The sequence below is a fragment of the Shewanella sp. MF05956 genome (assembly GCF_059758055.1).
In genome coordinates this window covers 1-25,770 of the sequence record NZ_JCAYNV010000028.1, presented here as the reverse complement: position 1 = coordinate 25,770, position 25,770 = coordinate 1, and the positions used below count along the sequence as shown (strand labels likewise).

General features: G+C 41.5%; 23 protein-coding genes and 2 pseudogenes. 17 read left to right on the top strand and 8 right to left on the bottom strand.

Annotated elements, in window-relative coordinates; translation table 11 throughout:
* Positions 1 to 127: 127 nt before the first annotated feature.
* The 3 genes and pseudogenes from AC19MX_RS20310 to AC19MX_RS20300 all read left to right on the top strand — a co-directional run.
* Positions 128 to 433: pseudogene (locus tag AC19MX_RS20310) on the top strand (DUF1287 domain-containing protein); the annotation flags it as partial.
* A 124-nt stretch (positions 434 to 557) separates the two neighbouring features.
* The gene (locus tag AC19MX_RS20305; RefSeq protein ID WP_498299700.1) at positions 558 to 884 is read left to right on the top strand and encodes a hypothetical protein; all 327 of its coding nucleotides are present in this window, start codon (positions 558 to 560) and stop codon (positions 882 to 884) included.
* Between the two features lie 426 nt (positions 885 to 1,310).
* Positions 1,311 to 1,625 (top strand): hypothetical protein, encoded by a 315-nt coding sequence (locus AC19MX_RS20300; protein ID WP_498299699.1) that lies wholly within the window; start codon positions 1,311 to 1,313, stop codon positions 1,623 to 1,625.
* A gap of 700 nt (positions 1,626 to 2,325) precedes the next feature.
* On the opposite strand, the gene deoC is transcribed toward AC19MX_RS20300, so the two are convergent.
* Both deoC and AC19MX_RS20290 read right to left on the bottom strand, forming a co-directional pair.
* Positions 2,326 to 3,084, bottom strand: coding sequence for a deoxyribose-phosphate aldolase (deoC, locus tag AC19MX_RS20295; RefSeq protein ID WP_498299698.1), 759 nt, complete (start codon positions 3,082 to 3,084; stop codon positions 2,326 to 2,328).
* 156 nt (positions 3,085 to 3,240) lie between these two features.
* A complete protein-coding gene (locus tag AC19MX_RS20290) occupies positions 3,241 to 4,698 on the bottom strand; it encodes an aminotransferase-like domain-containing protein (protein WP_498299697.1) in 1,458 nt (485 codons plus the stop codon).
* A gap of 146 nt (positions 4,699 to 4,844) precedes the next feature.
* Between AC19MX_RS20290 and AC19MX_RS20285 the strand changes: the two genes are divergently transcribed.
* The 4 genes from AC19MX_RS20285 to AC19MX_RS20270 all read left to right on the top strand — a co-directional run bounded on the left by AC19MX_RS20285 (position 4,845) and on the right by AC19MX_RS20270 (position 8,292).
* Complete coding sequence (locus tag AC19MX_RS20285; protein ID WP_498299696.1) at positions 4,845 to 6,218, top strand: cytochrome ubiquinol oxidase subunit I; 1,374 nt, start codon at positions 4,845 to 4,847, stop codon at positions 6,216 to 6,218.
* A 28-nt stretch (positions 6,219 to 6,246) separates the two neighbouring features.
* Positions 6,247 to 7,254, top strand: coding sequence for a cytochrome d ubiquinol oxidase subunit II (gene cydB, locus AC19MX_RS20280; RefSeq protein WP_498299695.1), 1,008 nt, complete (start codon positions 6,247 to 6,249; stop codon positions 7,252 to 7,254).
* Positions 7,255 to 7,275: 21 nt separating this feature from the next.
* Entirely contained in the window at positions 7,276 to 7,404 is a 129-nt protein-coding gene (locus AC19MX_RS20275) for a DUF2474 domain-containing protein (RefSeq protein ID WP_350431831.1), read from the top strand.
* 537 nt (positions 7,405 to 7,941) lie between these two features.
* On the top strand, positions 7,942 to 8,292 hold the full coding sequence (locus tag AC19MX_RS20270) for a TehB family protein (RefSeq protein ID WP_350431830.1): 351 nt from the start codon (positions 7,942 to 7,944) through the stop codon (positions 8,290 to 8,292).
* Between the two features lie 144 nt (positions 8,293 to 8,436).
* On the opposite strand, the gene AC19MX_RS20265 is transcribed toward AC19MX_RS20270, so the two are convergent.
* Positions 8,437 to 8,871: a dCMP deaminase family protein gene (locus AC19MX_RS20265; RefSeq protein ID WP_432400124.1), complete on the bottom strand. Its 435-nt coding sequence runs from the start codon at positions 8,869 to 8,871 to the stop codon at positions 8,437 to 8,439.
* A 439-nt stretch (positions 8,872 to 9,310) separates the two neighbouring features.
* Between AC19MX_RS20265 and AC19MX_RS20260 the strand changes: the two genes are divergently transcribed.
* Both AC19MX_RS20260 and AC19MX_RS20255 read left to right on the top strand, forming a co-directional pair.
* Positions 9,311 to 9,877: a sugar O-acetyltransferase gene (locus tag AC19MX_RS20260; RefSeq protein WP_498299694.1), complete on the top strand. Its 567-nt coding sequence runs from the start codon at positions 9,311 to 9,313 to the stop codon at positions 9,875 to 9,877.
* Positions 9,878 to 10,011: 134 nt separating this feature from the next.
* Positions 10,012 to 10,422, top strand: coding sequence for a hypothetical protein (locus AC19MX_RS20255; protein ID WP_498299693.1), 411 nt, complete (start codon positions 10,012 to 10,014; stop codon positions 10,420 to 10,422).
* A gap of 1,266 nt (positions 10,423 to 11,688) precedes the next feature.
* Here AC19MX_RS20255 and gdhA read toward each other — a convergent pair.
* Positions 11,689 to 13,035, bottom strand: coding sequence for an NADP-specific glutamate dehydrogenase (gdhA, locus tag AC19MX_RS20250; RefSeq protein ID WP_498299692.1), 1,347 nt, complete (start codon positions 13,033 to 13,035; stop codon positions 11,689 to 11,691).
* 445 nt (positions 13,036 to 13,480) lie between these two features.
* On the opposite strand from gdhA, the pseudogene AC19MX_RS20245 reads away from it, so the two are divergent.
* The 4 genes and pseudogenes from AC19MX_RS20245 to AC19MX_RS20230 form a co-directional block, all read left to right on the top strand.
* Positions 13,481 to 13,639: pseudogene (locus tag AC19MX_RS20245) on the top strand (ISAs1-like element ISSpu13 family transposase); the annotation flags it as partial.
* A 224-nt stretch (positions 13,640 to 13,863) separates the two neighbouring features.
* The gene (gene rnk / locus AC19MX_RS20240; protein WP_498299691.1) at positions 13,864 to 14,277 is read left to right on the top strand and encodes a nucleoside diphosphate kinase regulator; all 414 of its coding nucleotides are present in this window, start codon (positions 13,864 to 13,866) and stop codon (positions 14,275 to 14,277) included.
* Between the two features lie 771 nt (positions 14,278 to 15,048).
* Positions 15,049 to 15,315, top strand: a complete 267-nt coding sequence (locus tag AC19MX_RS20235; protein ID WP_498299690.1) for a hypothetical protein — start codon at positions 15,049 to 15,051, stop codon at positions 15,313 to 15,315.
* A 123-nt stretch (positions 15,316 to 15,438) separates the two neighbouring features.
* Positions 15,439 to 15,987 (top strand): HPP family protein, encoded by a 549-nt coding sequence (locus AC19MX_RS20230; RefSeq protein ID WP_282109319.1) that lies wholly within the window; start codon positions 15,439 to 15,441, stop codon positions 15,985 to 15,987.
* A 637-nt stretch (positions 15,988 to 16,624) separates the two neighbouring features.
* Here AC19MX_RS20230 and AC19MX_RS20225 read toward each other — a convergent pair.
* The 3 genes from AC19MX_RS20225 to AC19MX_RS20215 form a co-directional block, all read right to left on the bottom strand.
* Positions 16,625 to 18,559 carry a B12-binding domain-containing radical SAM protein gene (locus tag AC19MX_RS20225; protein WP_498299689.1) on the bottom strand — a complete coding sequence of 645 codons (1,935 nt, stop codon included), beginning with the start codon at positions 18,557 to 18,559 and terminating at the stop codon, positions 16,625 to 16,627.
* A gap of 242 nt (positions 18,560 to 18,801) precedes the next feature.
* The gene (mtgA, locus tag AC19MX_RS20220) at positions 18,802 to 19,479 is read right to left on the bottom strand and encodes a monofunctional biosynthetic peptidoglycan transglycosylase (RefSeq protein ID WP_498299688.1); all 678 of its coding nucleotides are present in this window, start codon (positions 19,477 to 19,479) and stop codon (positions 18,802 to 18,804) included.
* Between the two features lie 122 nt (positions 19,480 to 19,601).
* Positions 19,602 to 20,234, bottom strand: a complete 633-nt coding sequence (locus tag AC19MX_RS20215; protein WP_498299702.1) for a DsbA family protein — start codon at positions 20,232 to 20,234, stop codon at positions 19,602 to 19,604.
* Positions 20,235 to 20,398: 164 nt separating this feature from the next.
* Between AC19MX_RS20215 and AC19MX_RS20210 the strand changes: the two genes are divergently transcribed.
* The 4 genes from AC19MX_RS20210 (at position 20,399) to AC19MX_RS20195 (ending at position 25,571) form a co-directional block, all read left to right on the top strand.
* The gene (locus tag AC19MX_RS20210; RefSeq protein WP_432400116.1) at positions 20,399 to 21,676 is read left to right on the top strand and encodes a glycerophosphodiester phosphodiesterase family protein; all 1,278 of its coding nucleotides are present in this window, start codon (positions 20,399 to 20,401) and stop codon (positions 21,674 to 21,676) included.
* A 373-nt stretch (positions 21,677 to 22,049) separates the two neighbouring features.
* Positions 22,050 to 23,003, top strand: a complete 954-nt coding sequence (locus AC19MX_RS20205; protein ID WP_498299687.1) for a TAXI family TRAP transporter solute-binding subunit — start codon at positions 22,050 to 22,052, stop codon at positions 23,001 to 23,003.
* 109 nt (positions 23,004 to 23,112) lie between these two features.
* Positions 23,113 to 25,170: a TRAP transporter permease gene (locus tag AC19MX_RS20200; protein ID WP_432400114.1), complete on the top strand. Its 2,058-nt coding sequence runs from the start codon at positions 23,113 to 23,115 to the stop codon at positions 25,168 to 25,170.
* Complete coding sequence (locus AC19MX_RS20195; RefSeq protein WP_498299686.1) at positions 25,170 to 25,571, top strand: DUF1850 domain-containing protein; 402 nt, start codon at positions 25,170 to 25,172, stop codon at positions 25,569 to 25,571. The genes AC19MX_RS20200 and AC19MX_RS20195 overlap by 1 nt, the downstream gene beginning before the upstream one ends.
* 39 nt (positions 25,572 to 25,610) lie before the next feature.
* On the opposite strand, the gene AC19MX_RS20190 is transcribed toward AC19MX_RS20195, so the two are convergent.
* Positions 25,611 to 25,770: transposase domain-containing protein (locus AC19MX_RS20190; RefSeq protein WP_498299701.1), on the bottom strand; the 160-nt coding region annotated here is incomplete at its 5' end.

Here is a 25,770-nt window from a genome sequence, read left to right as displayed (position 1 = left end):
CGGCTTGTTTAAGGATTGCTAGGATTTGGCTGTCGCTAAATTTTGATGTTTTCATGCAGAATCTCCCTGCGTATATATTACGAGAAAATTCTACTTTTGAAATCAGCTATTTTTAGGGGGTATTACCTTACAAACCTTCTTTAAAAGACATGGTGTAAATTTAAACGTTAGTGATAATAAAACCGACTACTCTGTTGGAGACATTGTTACATGGATGCTTCCAGGTAACTTACCTCATATTGGGATAGTCATAGATCGGATTAATCCAATATCAGGTAACCCTATGATTGTCCATAATATTGGCCGTGGCCCTGAAGTTGATGATATGATTTTTGATTATAAAATAACTGGCCATTATCGTTTTGTGCCAGAGAAATATAATAAGGATAGTCCGCGCGAAACGTCGCCCATATCCCAAGTGTTAACCCATTAACCATGTCACTTATTGTTAAATTTCTGGAGTTATGTGCATTTTGAGTACTTTTTTCGGCATTTGTTTACTGGTTTTGCCATTGATCGTTTTCAATATATATTCAAATCACGAGTTCGATTTATCGTTGTCTGATAACTTAAAAAAATGGAAATGGGCTAAGTATTTTGCCATTATTCTCGTACTTGCTTACGTGGTTTATTTACTCATTTATGGGCACAGTTATGTTGTAACGGGTGCCTATGAAACAAGAATATATATTGAAGATTGGGTGCAGTATTATCTTGTGCCAGGTTTATGCTTAGCGGCAGTCATATACTCCAAACCGGTAGGGTACTTTTTTGGTGACAATAGCTCAGAGCTTGGCTCATCGATGAAAGAAGATATCGCTTTTACTCTTGGTCTTCTGTGGTTGTTATTTTTTACTTGGCAAATATTCTTAGAAAGCTTGTAAGCGACACGAATTAATCATGACACCCATTGTTTTACCCATTACATTGCCAATGGTTAAGCTTTTGTTCAATATTGACCTAGCTTTTTAAAGCCTGCCAGTAAAGTGAAGTTAGACTGTTCATTCTTTGTTGTGGCGAAGCATTAAGACGCTAATTGGCGTAGGCATAAACGCAAAGCAAACACCTGGATTTCGGCTCAACCGCATAGCCGGAAGGACGGTAAAAAGTAGGGTTAATTTGCATCTAACAACGTTAGCCATACCACCCATTGTTAAAATAATAATGCAAACTCGGTTTGCTCTTACCAGTGTTTTTTATCGCTTTACAATAATAAAATAGCAACTGTAGGGTGATATTAATGAATAAGTTAACGGACTGGCTTTACTGAGTATACCCATAGGTAAGTCATCAAATTACAAAGGACTTGTATGAAATTTTACCCATTTTCAAATATTCAAACTAATAACTTAGGCTTGTTACTTTTTGCAGCTAGGTTGATTGCTATTTGTGGTTGTTTGACCATCGTCGTTTCTTTACTTTCTGCTGGTTATGGTTTCTTTTTTGGCAAAACAACAGAACCCACGCAACTAGAACATGGACTAATGATCTTAGGTGCTGATCATTCACCCGGTTTCTATGCCTTTGCTGGAGTGGCCTTTAGCTTTGGTATTGTTGCATTTATTGTTAGTGGCATACTTGCCGCGTTAATTTCAATGGAAAACAAGTTTACTGGCAATAGTTAACCATTAATGACACTCATTGTGTTTAAGTGTTGTTAGGAATTGGCACAGGTTAATAATGCAAAGCAAACACCTGGATTCCGGCTTAACAGCATTGCCGGAACGACGTAGGATTAGCCTCAAATGAAGCCCTGAAAGTCATTGCTAAGAGTCGCAGAGTGAATGTCAGGCTTTGCTAATAATAACGTAAGATTGTTCACTCTTTGTTGTATCGAAGCGTTAGGAATTGGCTCACAGGTTAAAAATGCAAAAGGTAAACACCTGGATTCCGGCTTAACAGCATTAACTGCAATGCCGGAACGACGTAAGGATTAGCCTCAAGTGAACCCAGTAAATCATTGCTAAGAGTCGCAGAGTGAATGTCAGGGTTAACCTGTAATGAAGTTAGACGGTTTATTGCTTAGCTGTGGCGAAGCGTTAGGAATTGGCCACAGGTAACAAAATTAACATGGCCATATATGGCTGGTTTTAATGGGGGAAGAACAGTAAAATGATGGCGGCATTGTTTTATTATTTTAACTGAATATTGTGAGCATTTAGACCGAAAACGACGACAAGGCGCTGCAAACTGCCAGCGCTGGCTGTGCGTTTAAGTATTGTTCAAAAGCTAGGTGGCATAGTTTACTGCAGCGTAGATTTATCGGTAACATCTTGTCGAATAGGAACGCTCATAAGTGCTCAATTTAATATTTAGCGTCAACGTCTATTTTGCTTCACCTAGCGTATTAAGTAGATTAGATAACAAGCTAGAAGCACCAAAACGATAGTGTTTAGCGTTATCGGCCCAACCTTCCCCAATAATATTATCAGCCATATCTAAATATAGTTTGGCTTCTTCTGCAGTCTGAACGCCGCCGGAGGCCTTAAAACCAACGTGACTTTCAACGTCCATCTGTTTGATGACTGATAACATAATTTCAGCCGCTTCTAGCGTTGCATTGACGGGCACTTTCCCCGTAGAGGTTTTGATCATATCAGCACCCGCTTTAATGGATATTTCGGAGGCTCTTTTGATTAGTTCAGGCGTTTTTAGCTCACCAGACTCGATAATCACTTTGAAGAAAATGTCATTACCGCAAGCGGCTTTACATTGCTCAATAAGCTCAAAACAAACATCCTCATTACCCGATATTAACGCGCGATATGGAAACACAACATCGACATCATCTGCGCCATAGGCAATGGCCGCTTTTGTTTCAGCAACGGCTATTTCAACATCATCATTTCCATGAGGAAAATTAGTCACAGTGACCACTCGAATATTGGGGGTACCTTGTGATCGCAATTGCTTTTTGGCAATAGGAATGAAACGCGGATAGATGCATATGCCGGCGGTATTACCTGCAAAGGTTTTAGCTAGCTTACACAACTCGATAATTTTATCATCGGTATCGTTATCGCTTAAGGTTGTTAGATCCATCAAATGAAGTGCACGTAGTGCAGCTATTTTTACATTACTCATTGGTTTTTCCGATACGTAGTAAAAATCCATTCCCAAGGTCCTACTGTCCTTGGAAACAAATAAAGGAACGGCATTATAAAAGTGGAGGACTTTCGAAAATAGATACAGAAATGAAGGCTATATCTATATCAGATCTTGAGGATTAGAGCGTTCGGGTTAGAACTTGGGTTCGCTATTTCGAAGTTGCTCATTTTTTGATGCATTCACCACCATACATTCACTGATTATTTGTCCTAATGTTATTATTGCTTGTACTGTTTTATCATTCAGTGGAAAGGACGCGTTCAATCTCATACAATGGTTGTAGTGTTCGGTTACGCTAAACATTTTTCCCGGCGCAATGCTGATGTTTTGCTTTATAGCAGCATGAAAAACATCCACAGAATCAATTCCAAGCGGAAGTTCTACCCAAATAAAATAACCTCCTTGCTGACTCGTTATATTCACTCCTGAAGGTAAGTACTTAGTAAGCAAACACTCCATCTGTCTCTTACGTTCATGCAGTTTTTTTCTCAACTGCTTTAAATGGGTTTCGTAATTACACTTACTTAAATAGTCCGTTAGCGCTAATTGAATGGGTGCGCTTGTTGCTAGCGTGCTCATTAATTGCAACTTTTGCATCTCCAACGCACGCTTCCCTGCTGCTACCCAACCAATTCTAAACCCCGAAACCAAAGATTTTGAAAAAGAAGAACAAAGCATTACGTTTCCAGTTTGATCAAACTGTTTGACTGGCATAACTGGAGAGCCTTCTTGATAAAGCTCTCCATAGACATCATCTTCAATCAAGGCCACGTTATAACGATTAAGCAGATCATTTAACGACTGCTTTTTCTCTAATGTTAGTGTAAAACCCAGTGGGTTCTGATGATTGCTCATCAACCAGCACGCCTTTACATCATGGGATTGAAGTGCCTTTTCCAAAGCATCGAGATCAATTCCTGCTATAGTATCGGTTCTTACCGACAAGGCTTTTAATCCCAGCCGCTCTAATGATTGAAGTGCACCATAAAACGTGGGAGATTCAACCACCACCCAATCACCCGGTTTGGTGCACACTTGCAAGCTGAGATTTAACGCTTCGAGTGCGCCGGCGGTAATCACAATCTCCTCAGGCGATATGTTAACTCCTCTCGTCGCATACCGTTTAGCAAGGATCGTTCTTAACTCTTCATTACCAGGCGGTAAATTATCGAATGTACTAGAAATTGGTAGATTTCGGGCGGCAGACATTAGCGAGCGATTAACTTGTTGGCGTGGATACAAACTAGGATCTGGATACGCGAAACCAAAATTAACCATATACGGGTTACGACCTGCTTGCAGCACTTCAAACACAAAGTCGTTAATATCAACTTTTTCAGTTAACGACACCGCAATATGTCGATGAGGTTCGGTTTCTTTTAATTCAGGTGTCACACGATAGCCTGAACGCGCTTGAGAAACCACATAACCTTGAGACTCCAAGACTTGATAAGCATGTAAAACTGTCATCAAACTTAGACCACTATGTTCAGACTGTTTTCTAAGCGACGGTAATTTATCGCCCGCACGCCAGACTCCAGATTTTATCTGACGTTTGAGTTGATAAACCAGATCTTCATACTTTGCCAATTCGAATTCACCATAACAATTAATACCTTCTAAATCATAACACCGATAAAAACCATCTGTTATATATTTAGACTTAATTTCTGTGCCTACTTATACCCTTGGCCATCCATTAATATGCCATCTTCTAAAATGAATAAGGCTAGTTTATGTTTGAGCTCGATGCTTTGTTATTAGCACGGATACAGTTTGCTTTTACAATATCTTTCCACATTATTTTTCCAGCAATAACCATTGGGCTGGCTAGCTACCTTGCTGTATTAGAAGGGTTAAGCCTCAAAACACGTAATCCTGACTACAAAGTCCTCTACCTTTTTTGGTCAAAGATTTTTGCTGTAAACTTTGGTATGGGTGTTGTTTCAGGCCTTGTTATGGCCTATCAATTTGGAACCAATTGGAGTGGTTTTTCATCTTTTGCCGGTAGTATTACTGGGCCGCTACTCACTTATGAAGTGCTGACTGCTTTTTTCTTAGAAGCTGGTTTTCTTGGGGTTATGCTCTTTGGCTGGCAACGAGTAGGCGATAAGCTACACTTTTTTGCTACCTGTATGGTCGCTCTGGGGACCATACTCTCTACTTTTTGGATCCTCGCCTCTAACAGTTGGATGCAAACCCCAACCGGTTACGAGATTATCAATGGTCAAGTTGTCCCAACCGATTGGTTTGCAGTCATTTTTAACCCTTCATTTCCATACAGATTAGTTCATATGGGTGTTGCAGCATTTCTCAGCACTGCTTTATTTGTCGGTGCTTGCGCAGCCTGGCATCTGCTCAAGGGCAACAAAACTGGCCCAGTTAAGAAAATGTTTTCGATGGCAATGTGGATGTTAGTTCTAGTCGCACCGATCCAAGCCTATATAGGGGACATACATGGCCTTAATACGCTAGAACATCAACCTGCAAAAATTGCAGCGATAGAAGGACATTGGGATAACTCTGACGGCGGCCCAAGTCCATTGATTCTGTTTGGATTCCCGAATATGGAAAAAGAGCGTACAGACTTTGCGCTTGAAATACCCGTACTTGGCAGCTTAATACTCAAACACAGTTTGGTAGAACCCATTCCAGCATTGAAAGACTTTCCAAAAGACGAAAGACCTAACTCACTAGTTATATTTTGGTCTTTTAGAATTATGGTATTACTTGGAATGCTTATGATTTTACAGGGTTTCTGCAGTATTGTTCTACGTAAAAAACAGCGACTTTATAATACAGGTTGGTATCTAAAGTTCTCTCTTTTAATGGGGCCCGCTGGGTTAATTGCTATACTCGCGGGTTGGTTTACTACCGAAGTAGGCCGTCAGCCTTGGGTTGTATACGGATTGATGAAAACTAAAGATGCAGTATCGGCCCATAGTGACTTACAAATGAGTATCAGCCTTCTATGTTTCTTCATTGTTTACAGCCTCGTCTTTGGGTTTGGCTACTTCTACATGATGCGCCAAATGAAACAGGGGCCTCAGCTAGATGATGCTCACAACACTGGTTCCCATGAAATTTCGACAATTTCTGGTCGACTTTAAATTTACGGCATGACTTGAGGTAATCTTTATGGAATTAGATCTTTCGGTTGTTTGGTTTGGCATCATCATCTTTGCTACCTTGATGTACATTTTCATGGATGGTTTTGATTTAGGCATAGGAATTATGATGCCTTTTGTTAAAAGCAGTTCACAAAAAGATGTCATGGTTAATAGTGTTGCCCCGGTTTGGGATGGTAATGAAACGTGGATAGTACTTGGTGGCGCTTCGCTATTTGGCGCCTTCCCTCTGGCTTACTCGATAATTCTTGAAGCGTTAACCATCCCAATTACACTGATGTTAGTGGCACTAATTTTTCGGGGTGTTGCCTTTGAGTTTCGCTTTAAAGCACTACCAAGTCACCTTAAATTCTGGGATCGTGCATTTATGGTAGGCTCAATTATTACCACCTATTGTCAAGGTGTTGTCGTTGGTGCAGTGGTTCAGGGATTTACTGTTGAAGGTCGTATATTTACAGGTGGCCAGTTAGATTGGCTCGCTCCATTCCCACTATTTTGTGGCTTTGGTCTGTTGGCTGCATATGCATTACTTGGTAGCACTTGGTTGCTAACGAAAACTGAAGGTGATCTGCAACAGACCATATTTACTTTAGTGCCTAAAATTCTCAGCTTACTTATTGTTGCTATAATTGTCGTGAGTGTATGGACACCACTGACTAGCGTATCCATTGCCGAACGTTGGTTTACGCTACCCAATTTATTCCTATTAGCTCCGGTGCCCTTACTGACGGCTGTTTTGTGCTGGAAAACATTTGATTCAGTCAAAAAGCAAAAAGAAACATCCCCGTTTTTAATGGCATTAATGATTGTTTTTCTTGGTTTTGCAGGTCTTGGGATTAGCCTATGGCCTAACATCATTCCTCCTAACATCTCAATATGGCAAGCTGCAGCCCCCAAAGAAAGCCTCAGTTTCATGCTTTATGGTGCATTGATCATTATTCCAATGATCCTTGCATATACATTTTGGAGTTATTACGTCTTCGCCGGAAAAGTAAAAGAAGGCGAGGCTTACCACTAATTAATCATTAGGGAGGTTAAAATGAAACTTAATAGCACACTCCAGAAATGGTTATGGCTTATAAGTATCTGGGTTATAAGTGTACTTTCGTTAGGCATAGTATCTATGGGATTTAAATTATTGATGACTGCGGCTGGATTTAAATCTTAAGTAATCCATAACAAAATCAGAATAATAGAAACTTTATTAGAAGTAAACTAAGCGTCTAGCGAAGCACACCTTGAATTAACATAGCTAGAATTAACATGGCCACCCATTCCAATTTGTTCAAGTGCTGGGTGGCTACTTTATTCACCCAGTACTTCAAACTCATCACGCGCCAGGTGGGCGCGTCCGTCAGCCTCTAAAACCAAAGTTCACTGTACACAACACCAAAGGCTTTATTCATCGTCCATTTTGACGTTAGAACATAACGATTATCACCTTCTGCTTTCCACTATTAACATGGTCGCCCATTCCAATTATTTAGACATATTGATAGAAATTGATGCGTTGAGTGCATCGCGCCGAACTCTCGCTAAAGCAATGAAAACGAGTTATGTTACTTGTTCAAAAGCGGGGTGGCATAGTTTAGTCACTTTATTTATGATGTTATTTTGGTGGCTTCTTTAGTTTTTAAATCGGTTATTGAGGCTAGCCAAATGGTCACCTGTAATAAAAAAATCTATCATTAATTGAGGTAACAATATGAACAAAGAAAATAATGTTATTCCCGCTGATTTTGTAAACTACAAAACCACCTTTTTAATGAACAAGGATAATATCCCGAAGCTATTTCTTTTCGAGCATAATACCAAAGCCGGAGTTTATGGGAGAATCTGCGTGACCGTTGGGGAGTTAAGGTTTTTTGGTTTTAAAGAACGTCGCGGTGCGATAGAGCAAGAGCTTATAGTCAAAGCCGGAAGTGTTGCTATTTCACCACCAGAATACTGGCATAAAGTTGAGTTGATGACTGAAGATACTGAATTTAAAGTAGAGTTCTTTGCACAACAAGATTCTCAGATCGTTAAAGAAAACTTATCAGAGCGAAATGAATAAAAACAATTAATATCAGACAATTAACATGGTCATCTATTTCAATTTGTTCAAAAGCTGGATGACATACTTCATCGGAAAGGTGAAGCATGGTGATTTGCGAGGCGACTGTCCGCCCCATTGCCGGAACGACGCTGAAAAATAGGGTTAATCTACTTGCATCCAATCGACTTCAACGCCAGCTTGTTCAAACATCTCTTCGCTGATTTTAATCTTGTCTCCCCAGCGTGACAGGAAGTCGTCGTTGGGTTTTGGGCTATGTACGGCGCGCAATCCGGTTTGGATAATCTTGGCAGCGCAGTTAGGGCAGGGGAAGTGAGTCACCCAAATTTCACAGCTACTGAGATCGCGTTTTGCATGCAATATGGCATTTTCTTCAGCATGAAGTGTCTTTAGCAGTTTCATTTCGCGGTTATCGGTTTCTGCGCTGTCAGATATTCCGTGAGGATAACCATTAAAGCCTAACGATACGATGCGATTGTTTTCAGTAATTACCGCACCTACTCGGGTGGAGGGATCTTTACTCCAAGATGCTACGAGTTCGGCCATCTGTAAAAAACGTGTCGCCCATTTTGTCATCATCTTATTGCCGTTCCTATGCGTTATTTATCGCTTTGACTATCGTATTAACTATCACGGTATATATCCGTTTAGCTAGGCGCTATTTTCTATGCAGAACAATCAGAAATCAACCTAGTATATTATAATCTTGGTTTTACTGACCTTTTCTTATATTAAGTAGGGTTATAGTGCGCCTCAAAGGTTGGTTAAACCCAAAGCTCATCGGCTGATCAAAGCATGGCTTACCGTTTCCTTTAGGGTTCAGATTGTTGATAATTAACATTAATTTATACATTTTAATCGTGCAGAAAGCTATCTCCATATATTTAACAAGTATTGAAAAGTTGAACTACGGCTACAAAAAATGGGTAGTATGACTAATTTTTGTTGCTCTGTAATAATATGGCCATATAGACCTCGTTTTTAGCCTTTTTTTAGCTTAGTTTGAATAGAGTGGAATATGACAGAAAAAGAGAAAATGCTCTCCGGAGAGTATTATGATCCCAGTGATGCGGAGTTGGTTGCGTTACGCCTAAAAGCCCGTTTATTGACCGAAACGTTAAATCAAACCAGTGTGAGTGATGCTGATAAACGAGTGAACATTGTTAAATCATTGTTTGGCTCGACAGGGAGTAACATTCATATTGAGTCGTCATTTAACTGTGATTACGGTGTAAACATACATGTCGGTGAAAATTTTTATGCCAATTTTAGCTGCGTTATTTTAGACGTTGCAGAAGTTAGAATTGGTGATAATTGTTTAATCGCACCTCAAGTAGGAATTTATACTGCCACGCATCCACTCGACCCTATTAAAAGAAACAGCGGTGTAGAGTACGGCAAACCAGTAACCATAGGCCACAACTGTTGGATTGGTGGCCACGCTACGATCAATCCCGGTGTGACGTTAGGCAATAATGTTGTTGTCGCTTCAGGCGCTGTGGTAACCAAGAGTTTTGGCGACAATGTTGTCATCGGCGGTAATCCCGCAAGAGTGATTAAAGAAATAGCGTGCTCAGACTGTTGATAATTAAGATCAATTAATAGATTTGAATTGTGCTAAAGATTGTCGCCATCTAAGCTAAAAGCCGTTATGTTGATTTATCATAAAATGGATGGCGTGGTTAATGAGGCTTTACTTTACATGGAGTTATTTAAATTTTGAGTACTTTTTTAGGGATTTGTTTACTCATACTGCCATTGATCTGTTTTGATATTTACTCAAATCATGAATTTGATTTATCGCTTTCGGATAACTTAAAAAAATGGAAATGGGCTAAGTATTTTGCCATTATTCTCGTACTTGCTTACGTGGTTTATTTACTCATTTATGGGCACAGTTATGTTGTAACGGGTGCCTATGAAACAAGAATATATATTGAAGATTGGGTGCAGTATTATCTTGTGCCAGGTTTATGCTTAGCGGCAGTCATATACTCCAAACCGGTAGGGTACTTTTTTGGTGACAATAGCTCAGAGCTTGGCTCATCGATGAAAGAAGATGTAGCTTTTACTCTTGGTCTTCTGTGGTTGTTATTTTTTACTTGGCAAATATTCTTAGAAAGCTTGTAAACGAACTGCCGTTTAATGCAAAAACATAAATCAATATGGGTTCGGGCTCGATAACTGCGTTTGCTCGTTTATGTGTTTAGACTATGGCCACTAACGTCGTGGCGCTTCGCCCACACCAGACCAAGAGGGAATTAACGGCTATTCCCTCTTTATTTTCTATAAAAGAATTGGCCCAGCCGCCACATCAAAATTATCTGAAAAGCGATAATTTCGCGACGTGGTTAGATCCAGCTTTTAACTTCATTTGTAACCAGCTTCGGCCTTATTTGAAAATGCTAACGCTTCAGATGGGGCGTCCCTTCCCCTCTAAAGCTAGCTGGCCGTCCATGGCCAGCTCACGTCATTTTCTTCAAACGGCCTCAAGTTTAGAGTTGAATTTGTCCTTTTAAAGACAATATAACTAACTCATTTCTGCCCCTTTATCAGTTACAATCGATAAGAGGCATAGAGCAGTGAATAGCGTGTTGAGCTACTTTTACTAATCGGGAAATTGCAGTTATTGATCACTTTCGATAATACATAAGTATCAAAGCTCACTTTGCAATTTATACTCGTTTATCTAATATTATTCTGATAGGGTGATTATAAATCAATAACTTAAACGGTCGGCTTTATTTGGCGAGCCATTCAATAAGTTGTTAGTGCACACCCACCATTGGAGTCATAATGAGTTTTAAAAACACCGCTGAGAACTACGGATTAATTGCAAAATGCTTGCATTTGGGAACCGCAGTTCTGTTTTTACGATCTTATATTAGAGTCTGTTGATTTTTACTGCGTTATCGACTTTTTATGTAGAACAACTACACGTTGAAGTCTCTGCCTTGTACAGATAGTCAATAATTCGCTGCAAAAATAACCTTGAAAGATCAACAGACCCTAGAATTTTTACTATCTATTATTTATCAATTTTTAGATCTTCAATTATCTGAGTTACAGCCAAAAACGTTATAGTGGCGGTAACTCAGTCGATTATCACAAGTAGGTAGAGTACATTAACGTTTGTACTACACCTGTACCCGCGGGTTGTTTGCTTTAGTCTGTTTAACCTCAGCTCGAGATAATAAACGCTTACCAAACAGCTCTTTTTCTTGCTAATTGCGTTACATTAACGTGCAATAGGCCAGCTATTGACGTGTTAATGCGCCTTGTTTTCAAAACAAATAGCAAGTTTGCTATAAACTAGGCTAAAGGTGTTGAATTTAGCGTATTTATACCATCTCTTAGCCCGAGTTGAGGTTATTTACTCATTAATGATGTACGGAACTAGCAAACCCCCTGCGCCAGCATGGCGTCGGCCACTTTGACGAAACCAGCAATATTAGCTCCACTCTCATAGTTCACATGACCTTCAGGATCTGTACCATAATTCACACACGTTGCGTGAATACTTTGCATTATCTCCTTGAGTCGTGTATCTACTTTTTCTCTGCTCCAAGAAAGACGTTGAGCATTTTGACTCATTTCTAGCCCAGAAGTTGCTACTCCGCCAGCATTGGCAGCTTTACCAGGTGCAAATAGCACTTTGGCCGCATGAAAGGCTTTAACTGCTCCAGCACTGCTAGGCATATTCGCTCCTTCGGCTACCATGATCACGCGATTAGCTATTAGCGCTCTGGCATCTTCTTCCAATAATTCATTTTGAGTTGCGCAAGGTAAAGCGACTTGCGTCGGCAGATGCCAAGGTGTGCGGTCACTAAAATACTCTAGCTCCATCTCATAGGCGTAGTCTGCTACACGCTTACGTTGCTCATTTTTTAACTCCATTAGTCTAGCTAGTTTCTCAGGAGTAAAACCTGACGGATCGTAAACAGTGCCACCAGAATCAGAAGCAGTGATAACTCGGGCGCCTAATTCCATTGCTTTTTCTATAGCATATTGCGCCACGTTACCAGATCCGGATACTGATACCGTCATGCCTGCCAGTGACTGGTCTTTATTGGCTAGCATGGCTTCGACAAAATAGAGTAGCCCATAACCAGTGGCTTCTGGGCGGATCAAGCTGCCACCAAAAGAAAGCCCCTTGCCAGTAAATACGCACTCGGCGCTGTTGGTAAGCTTTTTCATCATACCTGCCATGTAGCCCACCTCGCGTCCGCCAACACCAATATCTCCGGCCGGCACATCGGTGTTAGCACCCAAATGCCGATAGAGCTCCAACATCAGTGCTTGGCAGAAGCGCATCACTTCAGCTTCACTTTTGCCCTTTGGATTAAAATCGCTTCCACCTTTACCTCCGCCCATTGGCAGTGTAGTTAGGGCATTTTTAAAGGTCTGTTCAAAGGCGAGAAATTTGAGCACAGAGAGATCTACAGAAGGGTGGAATCGCATTCCCCCTTTTATAGGACCGATAGCAGAACTGTGTTGGATACGAAACCCACGATTGACTTGTACCTGGCCAAGATCATTTACCCAGCTCACTCTAAACTGGACAAGTCGTTCAGGTTCTACTAACCGTTCAAGTAGACCATTTTGCAGGTAACGAGGATTCTTTGTTAAAAATGGCCAGATGGAGGCAATAACTTCATTTACAGCTTGAATAAACTCTGGCTGGTTAGGATTACGCTGCGCAACTTGATCTATAAAATCCTCTTTAGAAAGGGGATGACTCATGATAACTCCTTTTATAAATTTGCTTTATGTCAACTAAAAATAAGGTCTTTGGCTAATGCTTGGTTGATCCGCTGAACATTGTCAGATTCACGAAAGAGACGATTAACTCATGTAGTTTTCTAACGCATTTCTTTTTTAAAAAATCGTTATTTATGCTGTTTTTTTGCATAAATAGCAAGTGAATAATTGTTGTATTAAAACAGCGATAGGATAATTAATCTGAACATAGACAGAGATTGTTATTTAAATGCGAAGAAGGTACATGCCTGCGTTATACCCTGATGGCTGATCATGCTCGATCGCTTTTCATACATCGGCTTTAAAAACAAAGAGATAAAAATAATTTGATTGATCTTGCCAGTATGATCAAATAGCGCTCTTTTTTCTTTATGCTTAAACATCTCGATAAGATTACAGGTTGCTGTTCCCATATAAATCATAAGCAGAAGATGGTACCAGTATTCTGGCTATTTTAAGGCGTTAGGCATTAAATCTAGTGAAACTACATCCCGCTAAAACAAGCCTGAATCAGAAATTTAATCGAGCCTATTGGAGTGATGATTTCAGGGAAGAGATTATTTTGGGCGCTGGTCAAAAAGTGTAATCAGCCCCTGATATTTATGTCATATAATATTTGTAAAAAGTTAAATTTTTTAGTTTATTAAGGTATTTTTAATGAACTAGCGGTATCGTCTTTTTTGATATGTAAAATATATTCTAATAAAACTACAGGGATTAATTAAATTTACAAACTCTTACTTGATACTCTGTTTTATTTTTTATTGAGAGTGATTTTAAAATATGAATTTTATATAGTTCGAGGAAAAAATGAGTAACAGACCTGAGATAACGATTTCATCATTGGATGCGAAAAGGCTATTTAAATTAATAGAGTCATTACCGACAAAAAAAATGGTCGGAATAAGCGAGCTCGAAGAAGAGCTTGCTCGTGCAAGCATCGTAGAGCCGATTGAAATGCCGCCTACAATAGTGACAATGAACTCAACCGTTAAGTTTACTGTAGAGTCATCCCGTGATGAGTTTTCAATGACACTTGTTTACCCAAAAGATGTTGATTTAAAAGGTGATAAAATATCAATTCTTGCTCCGGTTGGGAGTGCGCTACTTGGGCTTTGTCAAGGTGATGAAATTGAATGGCCTAAGCCTGGTGGAGGGCTAATAAAAATTACAATTAAAGAAATATTCTATCAACCTGAAAGGGCTGGTGATTTTAGTTTATAGTATTGATATTTATTGAATGAATATTGTTTATCTATACAGCAGTTATAAACGGTTGTATTTAATTGTCTTAAATGTGCTTGAAGTTATTTTTTAAGGTGCTATATTGGCGTTATGAAAAATTTTAATCCTACATCCTACTCTATTACATTTTTAGGGAGCTTTGCCCTAAAATTCCCCGCTTAAGCGGACGCTTCACTGCGTCCATCTATTTTATAGATTAAATGTATTTATTCATAAATAAACCATTATTTAATTTTATGGTGTGATTCTTCTATTAGTTTTTTTATAAATAAAGTTGATTTAACCACGAGTTATCGATTTTATACTAATAGTTTATTTTGATTTAGAACTAGTATTTTATTTCAGATGAGTTGCACAATAAATCAAGGAGGGCGATGGTTTTTATCTTACATATTTAGTTTTATTTATTAAATAAGCATTATTAATATTTTAATTATTATTAGGTGAATTATATGTCTAAACATGAGATGAAAAAACCTTTGTTGTCATTGAAAGAGAAACGCAAATTGAAAAAAGACTCAAATGATTCAGTCATAGTCAAAGTCCGAAAGAAAAAGGGATAGACGTTATAAGGGGCCAATCATATTGGTTCCTTTGTTTACCAGTTTGATTTTTCTATAAAATTTAGCATAGCTAATTGCCTTTTAGCTATGCTATTGCATTTGATAAGTCAACATTAACCAATATCTTGCTTGAGTTTGAAAAGTGAATAAACTTTGGCGTTAGCTCAAAAGCTGTTGAGGATAAGATGTGAAAATGCCTAAATCAAAAGTAGTAGATAAAAGCATACGTGATGCTGGTCTTAATCTAGGAATGCTCAACACTAAGCGTGAAAAAAAGATCTCAGTTAGAATACCAGAAAGCTATGTTGATATAGTTAAGTTATTGATTACATACTTGGATGGATACACGATGATCAATAAAGATTATCCTCAAGTAAGTTCAGAAAAAGCGTTCCTACGCTCTTTGCGAGTAAGAGTACAAGAAATTATCATTAAAGTGTTAAAGCCTAAATAAGTGTTGCTTAATATATTGGCATATTTAGAATACATAATGTGCTAAGGCTTAAACCATAATAGGTTTTAAGTATCTAATTTTAATTATTTTATGTATTAACGCTATTAAGTCTGGATTAACATAATGAGATTCTATTTTACTCGTATGCGTTCTAAGGATATCTGTCCACCAAGGCAACCACTCAAGAAAATTGTTTGGTCATGGATAGGTGCATTTTGTGGTATCTATTTAGTCGCTAGTCTGGCTTTTTACTTTGCAATAAGCCCTATTGGTAGCATGTTTGTTATCGGATCTTTTGGGGCTTCTGCAGTATTGGTTTATGGCGCGCCTTTGGCTGAGTTTTCACAACCACGTAACTTAATTGGTGGCAGTGTGTTGTCAGCTTTAATCGGCGTTGCTGTTTATCAGATATTTATGGATTATATGGTGCTAGCTTGTGCGTTGTCGGTATCAATATCAATTGCGTTAATGTACCTCACAAGAACGTTACATCCACCAGGTGGTGCTACTGCACTAATTGCTGTCATTGGTGGCGAAAATGTTCACCAACTTGGTTTTCTCTACGCGCTTATGCCTGTATTTATAGGGACTATATTACTTTTACTTGTAGCATTAGTCGTCAATAATCTTTCTACTGACCCCAAACGTCACTATCCGGTATATTGGATGTAGTGATTTTTACAAATTTTTTATAAAATATTGAATAATAAGCTAATTTTTTCGATGAAGGCGGTGACTTCACCGCTATGTGTAGAACTAAATGCAAAAGCTCATAACTACAACTAAGCTTGATGATTAATTCTCGCTTATAGTCCCTTTCATTGTCGATAGTATTTTTTGTTCTCCGGGTAATAATATGTGCATTGAAGGTCGTGCTTTAATGCGTCCATAAAGTCCAGATAGATTCGGCCAACGATCTGAGTTTAGCTGTTCTCCAGCATGTTCCATATTGACCATTTGAGAGGCGAAAGCCAAGTCTGCAAACTTAATTAACCGTGCCACCCATTATTAATTTTTAACTGCGTTTTTAATTTCTGCAGATTAAGATAATGCCGAGAAGCTGAATCATGATGATTTGCGAGGCGACCGTCCGCCTCATGGACGTGGCGGTTGAGCTACATGGATGTACTTGTGCGTGTCGGTGAGTGAATGTCATGGTTTGCCAATCTAACGAATTTGACTGTTCCAGCATTTCCAGCATTGGCGTAGCCGTAGGTCATCAGTACAAACACCTGATCTCCGGCTCAAAAGCATTGCCGGAAAGACGACATCAGGGAATGACTGTTGAGTTAACCCCAAACCTTTCTATTTACTCTTCTTGGCTCAAAATAAAATTGCTAATCGCTTTTGAAATCATGTCTTTCTTCATCGTGGTGCGTGACACACGTTGATCAAACCAAAAGCTCATGGGTTGGTCGAAGCCGATGCCGTGCATGTAGTTGTAAAGTGCTTTACGCAGGCCTTCGCCGAGCATGTCGTGATCGGTGCCAGTTGGGTCGGTAAAGTCGACATCGTTTTCAGCAAAAAATACCTCAGGGCGTGGATCAAGCGTGATGCCAAACTGTTCTGGGTTCATGCCGATTGGGCTGTGGGCTGTGGCAACAAAACGGTGCCAGTAAGCCGACTGGAAACAACCTTGTTGCATCAACTGGCGGACCATTTCTAATGCATCAATGGTTTCTTGTTCAGTTTGAGTCGGGAAGCCATACATCAAATAAGCGTGTACCAAAATGCCAGCGTCACTAAACGCCTTGGTGACCTGGGCAACGCGCTCAACACTGACGCCTTTTTTCATCAGTTTTAATAATCTGTCTGACGCCACCTCAAGGCCGCCGCTGACTGCGATACAACCTGAGTCGGCCAATAGCTGGCAACGTGCTGGGCTAAAGGTGCGCTCAAAACGAATATTGCCCCACCAGCTGATCACCACGTTACGTTCAATCAGGCGTTTGGCGAATGCGAATAAGGTTTTTGGCGGTAACGCTTCATCAACAAAGTGAAAACCAGTTTGCCCGGTTTCGGCGACAAGCGCTTCGATGCGGTCGACCAGAACATCTGCGCCAGCGGTATCGTAGCGGTCGATATAATCTAAGCTGACATCGCAAAAGCTGCATTTGCGCCAGTAGCACCCGTGGGCGATGGTTAATTTATTCCAGCGGCCATCACTCCAGATGCGGTGCATTGGGTTGAGCATTTCGCATAACGACAGGTATTCGGTTAATGGCAGGCCATCGTATATTGGTGCGCCGACCTCAGATTGGGGAATGTCATGTAACTCAGTATTTTGATTAAGATGAACGTAAGGTTCACCGTTTTCATCCTCTGCGAGAAAGTAAGTGCGTACTAGCTCTTCAATGCCTCGCTTGCCTTCAAAATACTCAAGTAAAGTAATTAGCGGACGTTCGCCGTCATCAAGACAGATATAGTCGACAAATTCGAATACCCGTGGGTCTTTTAATGCCCGTAGCTCGGTATTGACAAAGCCGCCGCCCATAACGATAGGTAAATCAGGGTTAATGGCTTTACAGGTTTGCGCAATGCGTAAGGCGCCAAGCATATTACCGGGAAACGGCACGGTTAATGCCACCACGCTAGGCTGGGTGTCTTCTAAATATTGCTCAACGAGTTGTTCTAAAATATCTGAGCTGAAGCTTGGTTCGCCCATTAAGGTGTCGTATAAATTATCAAAGCTTGGGTTGGCGGCGGCTAAGCGTTCACCATAACGACTGACTTCAAAGTAAGGGTCAACGCCTTGTGTGATGACGTTCGACAGATCGTTAATGAATAATGTGGCGAGAAATTTGGCTTTATCTTGCACGCCAAGGTTACCAAAGGCCGCTTGCAGTACGTCACCCGACACGGCTTCCATTTGTGCGATGGCTTCAAATGCTGGGCCTTCGGGTAAAAAACGACGGGTGTTAATTCGCATGGCTAGGCTGGGGTCTTTGCCTTGTAAAAAGCGAATAGCAGGCTCAACGGTAAGATGATAACGATCAAACTCAGCTAAAAAATCAAACACCGCATCGGGTAATTCATCGTCTTCAAAGTGCTCGAAGTTCTCTTCTACATGTTGACGGATCACCTCCAGCGCCGGCGCGGTCATCATTTCAAGAAACAACTCTATTGCAGGATCTCGCTGTACCGCTTCATAGCCTCGTGAACGTAAAAAACCGGTTAAATATGCCGTTGCTGGATACGGCGTATTAAGTTGGGTCATTGGAGGGGTCATCAGAAGAACGGTCATAGCCTGCCTTTATCGTAAAGCCAATAGGAATAAGGCTGCATTCTACCAGTAAAAATGGCTCAAATCCTTTTAATTAAGGCTTTCATCTTGAACGTTCAGCAGTGCTAGAGAGTCGGCAGATTAGTGCCTTTTGCGCAAGATATTGCGCAGTTAATGACGAAGACCTGAATAATGAGCAATATATTGCTCATTTTATATTTTTTAAGAGGAGATTCTTTAAGAGCAGGTTGCTTAAGTTCAGGCTATTTAAGAATAGGGGTTAAATAAGCGCTGCCCAGTTCTTTCATTTGCCGCTCAACCCATACGACACGTTGGTTAAGGTAAGGCGTTAGATGGTTTGGATTACGATTACGCGGGCTTGGCAATAATACCGCCAGTTTTGCCGCTTCTTTGCTGCTAAGATATTTGGCGGGTTTATTAAAATAATGCTGGCTAGCCGCTTCTACGCCATAAATACCTTTGCCAAATTCGGCCACGTTTACGTACACTTCTAAAATGCGTTTTTTGCCCCAAATGACCTCAAGCCCTACGGCTAACATGGCTTCTAATCCTTTACGAACAAAGCTTTGTCCTGGCCACAATAAAAGATTTTTGGCGGTTTGTTGAGTAATGGTGCTGGCACCACGCAGGCCCTGACCGTCATCGTATTGCTGAAGAGCTTTACTGATAGCGCTAAAATCGACACCAAAGTGATCGGGGAAAAGCTGATCTTCTGATGCCACCATGGCGAGCGGTATGTGGCTTGGTAGCTCATTAATGCTGACCCAATGTTGCGACACCGGATAGTCGCTTTGCAGCATAAATGACGTTGTCGGTGGCGGGACAAATCTGAGTAATAGCAACAATAGCGTCAGTAATGCTAAAAAACGCCATGTTACGTACCAGGTCCATCCGAAAAAACCGCGCTTACGATTTGCCATTCATTGCCTCATGTTAGATATCATGTCGTGTTCAACGCGCAAGAGTATAGGATATTGCTAATTAAAGCGAAACGCCCGCACAAGCTTAGGCCTAGAACCTAGAATCTAATCCCTAGCATCACCTAAATCTTAGCTAACACCGCTTGAATGTCAGCCAAACTGGTTTGCCATTGTTGATAATCAAGCGTGATAGGATAAGCATGATTATTGGCTACGAGCACTAACGACGGAAATCCTTGAATTGGCAGTTTACGGGCAAAATGAATCTCTTTTTGCAGTTGCTGTTCAGTCTGTTCACTTAATAATTGCTGCTTAAATTGCTCAGTATTAATGCCTAATGTTGCGGCCAATGCACATAACACCTCAGTATCAGAGGGATTGCTGGCATGTAAATAATAAGCATGCTGAATGGCATTCACCATGGCTTGCTCCTGGCCATATTGGCGCGCGACCAAAGTAGCTCGACAAGCAGGGTAGGTCGAGCGCCGTGGCTGACATACACGCCAAAAATCGTGATTAAACTGAGTGCCTAATTGTTGGTTAATTCTTTGCCATGTCTGCTCAAGCATCTGCTGCATCGCTTCTGGCATTGACTCCGCTGAGTCAGGCGCTAAGCCGCCGACAAGGTAGGTGACATCAAGTTGCTCAGCAAACTCACGTTGCAGTTGTTGTTGCAGCATGTCCCAGGTAGGGCGGTAACCCCAGCACCAACTACACATAGGGTCGTGAACATAATAAAGTGTTGCTTTAGCCATGGTGACCTCAAGAAGTGTCATATAACTTCATTATTTCTTTCATATTTAACCAATAGACTATGCCATCTACACAATCTATGCCATGCAAATAAGTGGCTAGATTTAAATGGTGCAACACACCGTCAGTAACGTTAGATTAATGATTACAGTTAAGGAGCAATGGAATGACAAGGAACAACAAGACGGCATTAGGCGCGTTGGCAATATTGAGCAGTTTAATCTGTTTATCAGCGTGTAACAGCAACGACAGCGATAGTGCCGCTGCAACGGGTGTTGATAAAAGTGTCAGCGCGCAAGTGGGGCCGAGACCACTTTTTTTAGTGGATCAAATGCAAGACAGTGAACTGAAAACCCAATTAGCGCAATGCGAGTCTGGCCCATTTTATCGTACCGACTTTTCTATTGGTCACCGTGGTGCCTCAATGCAATTTCCTGAGCACACTAAAGAAGCCTATCAAGCTGCTATTGATTCAGGTGCAGGTATTGTTGAGTGTGACGTTACCTTTACCAACGACAAAGCCTTGGTATGCCGTCATTCACAATGTGATTTAGCCACAACCACCAATATTTTAGCGATACCGGCATTAGCCAATAAGTGCTCTGTGCCATTTACACCTGCCGACGCTGCAAACGGTGTTAGCGCAACCGCGACCTGTTGTACTAGCGATATCAGCCTTGCAGAATTTAAAACCTTAAAAGGCAAGATGGACGGCTTTAATCCTAAAGCGACCACGGTAGCCGAGTTTATGGATGGCACGCCAAGCTGGCGCACAGACCTCTATGCAGGTACCGGCACGTTAATGACTCATGCTGAAAGTATCGAATTATTTAAATCGGCTGGCGTAAAAATGACCCCAGAGCTTAAATCTGCCAGCGTAAGTATGCCGTTTGATGGCTTTAGCCAACAAGATTATGCGCAAAAAATGCTTGATGAGTATGGCGCCGCAGGAGTTGATGCGTCGCAGGTGTTCCCGCAATCATTCAATTTAGATGATGTGAAATACTGGATAGCAAACGCGCCAGAGTTTGCCGAACAAGCGGTATACCTTGATGGTCGTGATAGTGAAGCTGGATTTGATCCACAAAACAGTGCGACCTGGTCACCGAGTATGGACACTCTAGCTGCAGACGGGGTGAAGATTATTGCGCCGCCATTATGGATGTTAGTCACCTTAGATGACAATAACGCCATTGTGCCGTCTGAATACGCCAATGCTGCTAATGCTGCAGGATTGAAAATGATTGCCTGGTCGCTAGAGCGCTCAGGTTTACTCAGCCAGGGCGGTGGCGGTTGGTATTATCAAAGTATTGCAGATGCGATAGATAATGAAGGTGACACTTACGAGTTGGTTGATGTGTTAGCTAAAGATGTGGGGGTGATAGGAATCTTTTCTGATTGGCCTGCCACAGTGACTTACTATGCTAATTGCATGGGCATGTAACGAACTGGCCTGCGAATAACCAAGTTGTGATGGCTTTAAAACAACGTCACTGAGCACCAATACCTCTTACATCAATACCGCTCACACCAATACAAATATCAAAGGTGCCCACATTATTGGCACCTTTTTTATTAAGCGAACTATACTCGAGATGACGGCATTATTGTTCCCATAAATGGACGATAAAACACGCTATTAGCACCTTCAATTTGATTGAGACTTTTTCATCGACAACCGAAGTGACTGAAATCGAAAACAAATAATATTTAGATTAGCGGTATTAGCCTTTAGTCTATATAGATCACACTGAATGTCGGTGTTAGGGTATCAGCACAATAAGACAGATAACCATATAAGAAATAAGGATATTGTAATGAAATTAACTAAACGCTTTTGCATGATAAGCGCCGCGGCTGCGTTATCAATCAGTACCGCAGTGATGGCCGCTCCTACTTTTATCAATATTCTCACCGGCGGTACCAGTGGTGTTTACTACCCTATCGGTGTTGCGCTTTCTCAGCTTTACAGTAACGGTATTGAAGGTTCTAAAACTTCAGTACAAGCCACTAAAGCCTCAGTCGAAAACCTTAACTTATTACAAGCTGGCCGTGGTGAATTAGCGCTTGCACTAGGTGACTCTGTGTCTGCTGCATGGGAAGGCGATACTGAAGCGGGTTTTAAAGCGCCATTGAAAAACCTGCGTATCATTGCATCTACGTACCCTAACTTTATTCAAATCGTTGCCAATAAAGATGCTGGCATCAAGACGTTGGCTGACTTAAAAGGTAAACGTATTTCTGTTGGTGCACCTAAATCGGGGACTGAACTTAATGCCCGCGCTATTTTTGCTGCTGCTGGCTTAAGCTATGACGACATGGGTAAAGTGGAGTATTTACCTTATGCCGAGTCTGTCGAGCTGATTAAAAACCGTCAACTTGATGCCACGTTACAATCATCTGGTTTAGGTATGGCGGCTATTCGCGACCTAGCCGCAACAATGGACATTAACTTTGTGGCGATTCCTGAAGATGTGGTTGCTAAAATCAATAACCCTGCTTACCAGGTTGGGGTGATTACTGCTAATACCTATGAAGGCCAAACTGAGGATGTCAGTACGGTTGCGATTCAAAACTTACTGGTAACTCACAGCAAAGTGTCTGATGAAGTGGCGTACCAAATGACTAAGCTGATGTTCGACAACCTAGAACGTTTAGGCACTGCACACTCAGCAGCGAAAGATATCAGTTTAGACAACGCGACTAAAAACTTACCGATTCCATTGCACCCAGGTGCAGAGCGCTACTACAAAGAAGTGAATGCGCTGTAATTCAATGTTTTTACTCTTGAAGCGCTTGTTTGGATAATACATACCAAACAAGCGCTTAGTTGTTTTTAGGCATATCGATTTTTAGCTGTAGTTAGTACAGAGGCATACCATGAGCGATCCATCCATTAACCAGAACACAATGTCAGAGCAAGGCTTAAGTGCCGACACTCGTGACTGGCCAAAAGCCTTATTTGTGGTGGCATTGGTTTTTTCTATTTTCCAAATCACTACCGCAGCGTTTCATCCGGTTTCAACCCAGGTTTTACGCGCTGTACACGTGGGCTTTTTATTATTAGTGGTGTTTATCAGTTACCCAGGATGGGGTAAAAGCAAACCCTGGCAACCTCTAGCCTGGGTACTTGGCTTAGCAGGCATGGCGACAGCAGCTTATCAGTGGGTGTTTGAGGCTGACTTAATTCAGCGCTCAGGCGACCTTACTCAAGGCGATATGATTATCGGTACCGTACTTGTGGTGCTGGTGTTTGAGGCGGCAAGACGAGTGATGGGAATTGCCTTGCCGATCATTTGTGGCTTGTTTCTCGCTTATGGATTATTCGGTGAATTTTTGCCTGGCGAGTTAATGCATCGTGGTTATGGCATTGACCAGATCATTAACCAATTAGCCTTTGGTACTGAAGGGTTATATGGTACGCCAACGTATGTGTCGGCCACTTATATCTTCTTATTTATTCTGTTTGGTGCATTTTTAGAGCAAGCCGGAATGATCCGCTTATTTACCGACTTTGCGATGGGATTATTTGGCCATAAGGTTGGCGGCCCGGCAAAAGTGTCGGTGGTGTCATCGGCATTAATGGGCACCATTACCGGTTCTGGGGTGGCCAACGTGGTGACTACAGGGCAATTTACCATTCCATTAATGAAACGTTTTGGCTATAAGTCTGCATTTGCCGGAGGGGTAGAAGCTACGTCGAGTATGGGCAGTCAGATTATGCCGCCGATTATGGGCGCAGTGGCCTTTATTATGGCCGAAACCATTAACGTGCCGTTTATTGAAATTGCTAAAGCGGCAATGATCCCTGCGGTATTGTATTTCTGCTCAGTGTTTTGGATGGTGCATTTAGAAGCTAAGCGTGCCAACTTATCGGGCTTACCGAAAGACCAATGTCCTGATCCCTGGGCGGCTATTAAGTTGCGCTGGTACTTACTTATCCCGCTATTTATCCTAATTGGTTTACTGTTTTCTGGCCGTACGCCGCTGTTTTCTGGCATGGTCGGTTTAGCACTCACTGCTATTGTGATTCTAGGTTCGGCGATTATTTTAAATGTGTCGTCAAAGATAATGCGTTTTGCTTTTTGGATTGCATTAGGCGTGTTATGTGCCGGCTTTTTCCAATTAGGCATAGGTGTCGTATTTGGGGTTATTGCTTTGCTGGTGGTCATTAGCTGGTTTGTAAAAGGCGGCAAAGAAACCCTAATGCTGTGTTTGCATGCTTTAGTTGAAGGTGCACGTCATGCGGTGCCTGTAGGTATCGCCTGTGCGCTGGTTGGGGTGATCATTGGTATTGTGTCGTTAACCGGTATTGCTTCTACCTTTGCGGGTTACATTTTGGCTGTGGGCCAAGACAATCTATTTTTGTCTTTGGTATTAACCATGGTGACGTGTTTAGTATTAGGCATGGGTATTCCAACAATCCCTAACTACATTATTACTAGCTCTATTGCCGCGCCGGCATTATTAGACCTAGGCGTACCGTTAATTGTGTCGCACATGTTTGTGTTTTATTTTGGCATTATGGCCGATTTAACACCGCCAGTAGCATTGGCCTGTTTTGCCGCAGCACCCATCGCCAAAGAGAAAGGCTTAAAAATCAGTTTATGGGCTATTCGTATTGCCATTGCCGGATTTATTATTCCGTTTATGGCGGTGTACGACCCAGCGTTAATGCTTCAAGGTGGCGGAGTGCTTGCCACAATATTTGTAGTGTTAAAGGCTACGGTTGCCATTGGTATTTGGGGTGTTATTTTTACCGGCTACTTATTACAAAAACTGTATATGTGGGAGCGTATTTTAGGCTTTATTGCAGGTGGCAGCTTAATTTTAGCCACGCCATTAAGTGATGAAATTGGTTTTGGCTTGGCACTGGCGTTTATTTTGCAACACGCATGGCGCGCTCGTAAGTTAAAACGTTTGGCGCAGGAAGGCTAATGCTAGGGTTGTGTTTAGGCTTAGCAGGCAGCATTTGGGCACAAGTTCCTGCTGAGCAGATGACCTTGTCGTGGACGCATACTATTGAGAAAGTGCGCTGGGCAGAAGATTATCGTCTATTGCCTGACGGCTTTATCCTTGAGCAAGCTAGAGTCAAAGGCAGCGGCGCCGGAATGGAAATCCCTGCAGATGCTGTGTTAATTGATGGCAGCTGGCAATATAAGCCAACGTTGCCCGTGCTGCCTATGCTAAAGCTGGGGCGCACGCCTGAGGCTGGAGATTATCAGTTGTGTGTCTCGTCTGCCAATACCGAACAACAATGTCACCCCATGAGTTACTGGGTGGGCGAGCCAACTACTGCGCAGCCGTCGATAGAACTGTGGGGCTGCGATATTAAGTAACTTGAGTTGTTATTGAGTTCTCAGTATGCGTCCGGCGAACTACGCCTTGTCTAGCCTAACCTGCCAGGGTACGAGATTGTTGAGGTCACAATCAGGGTAGGATAATTGCTCTAAGCAGTGTTCGATGTAATCGAACGGGATAAGTCCATTCGCTTTAGCCGTTTCTATGATGCTGTACAAAATTGCACTCGCCTCAGCG

Coding starts and splice junctions, on each gene's coding strand:
- AC19MX_RS20300 (WP_498299699.1), top strand. CDS start 1,311: ATGAAATTTTACCCATTTTCAAATATTCAAACTAATAACTTAGGCTTG.
- deoC (WP_498299698.1), bottom strand. CDS start 3,084: ATGAGTAATGTAAAAATAGCTGCACTACGTGCACTTCATTTGATGGAT.
- AC19MX_RS20285 (WP_498299696.1), top strand. CDS start 4,845: ATGTTTGAGCTCGATGCTTTGTTATTAGCACGGATACAGTTTGCTTTT.
- cydB (WP_498299695.1), top strand. CDS start 6,247: ATGGAATTAGATCTTTCGGTTGTTTGGTTTGGCATCATCATCTTTGCT.
- AC19MX_RS20275 (WP_350431831.1), top strand. CDS start 7,276: ATGAAACTTAATAGCACACTCCAGAAATGGTTATGGCTTATAAGTATC.
- AC19MX_RS20270 (WP_350431830.1), top strand. CDS start 7,942: ATGAACAAAGAAAATAATGTTATTCCCGCTGATTTTGTAAACTACAAA.
- AC19MX_RS20265 (WP_432400124.1), bottom strand. CDS start 8,871: ATGATGACAAAATGGGCGACACGTTTTTTACAGATGGCCGAACTCGTA.
- AC19MX_RS20260 (WP_498299694.1), top strand. CDS start 9,311: ATGACAGAAAAAGAGAAAATGCTCTCCGGAGAGTATTATGATCCCAGT.
- gdhA (WP_498299692.1), bottom strand. CDS start 13,035: ATGAGTCATCCCCTTTCTAAAGAGGATTTTATAGATCAAGTTGCGCAG.
- rnk (WP_498299691.1), top strand. CDS start 13,864: ATGAGTAACAGACCTGAGATAACGATTTCATCATTGGATGCGAAAAGG.
- AC19MX_RS20230 (WP_282109319.1), top strand. CDS start 15,439: ATGAGATTCTATTTTACTCGTATGCGTTCTAAGGATATCTGTCCACCA.
- AC19MX_RS20225 (WP_498299689.1), bottom strand. CDS start 18,559: ATGACCGTTCTTCTGATGACCCCTCCAATGACCCAACTTAATACGCCG.
- mtgA (WP_498299688.1), bottom strand. CDS start 19,479: ATGGCAAATCGTAAGCGCGGTTTTTTCGGATGGACCTGGTACGTAACA.
- AC19MX_RS20215 (WP_498299702.1), bottom strand. CDS start 20,234: ATGGCTAAAGCAACACTTTATTATGTTCACGACCCTATGTGTAGTTGG.
- AC19MX_RS20210 (WP_432400116.1), top strand. CDS start 20,399: ATGACAAGGAACAACAAGACGGCATTAGGCGCGTTGGCAATATTGAGC.
- AC19MX_RS20205 (WP_498299687.1), top strand. CDS start 22,050: ATGAAATTAACTAAACGCTTTTGCATGATAAGCGCCGCGGCTGCGTTA.
- AC19MX_RS20200 (WP_432400114.1), top strand. CDS start 23,113: ATGAGCGATCCATCCATTAACCAGAACACAATGTCAGAGCAAGGCTTA.
- AC19MX_RS20195 (WP_498299686.1), top strand. CDS start 25,170: ATGCTAGGGTTGTGTTTAGGCTTAGCAGGCAGCATTTGGGCACAAGTT.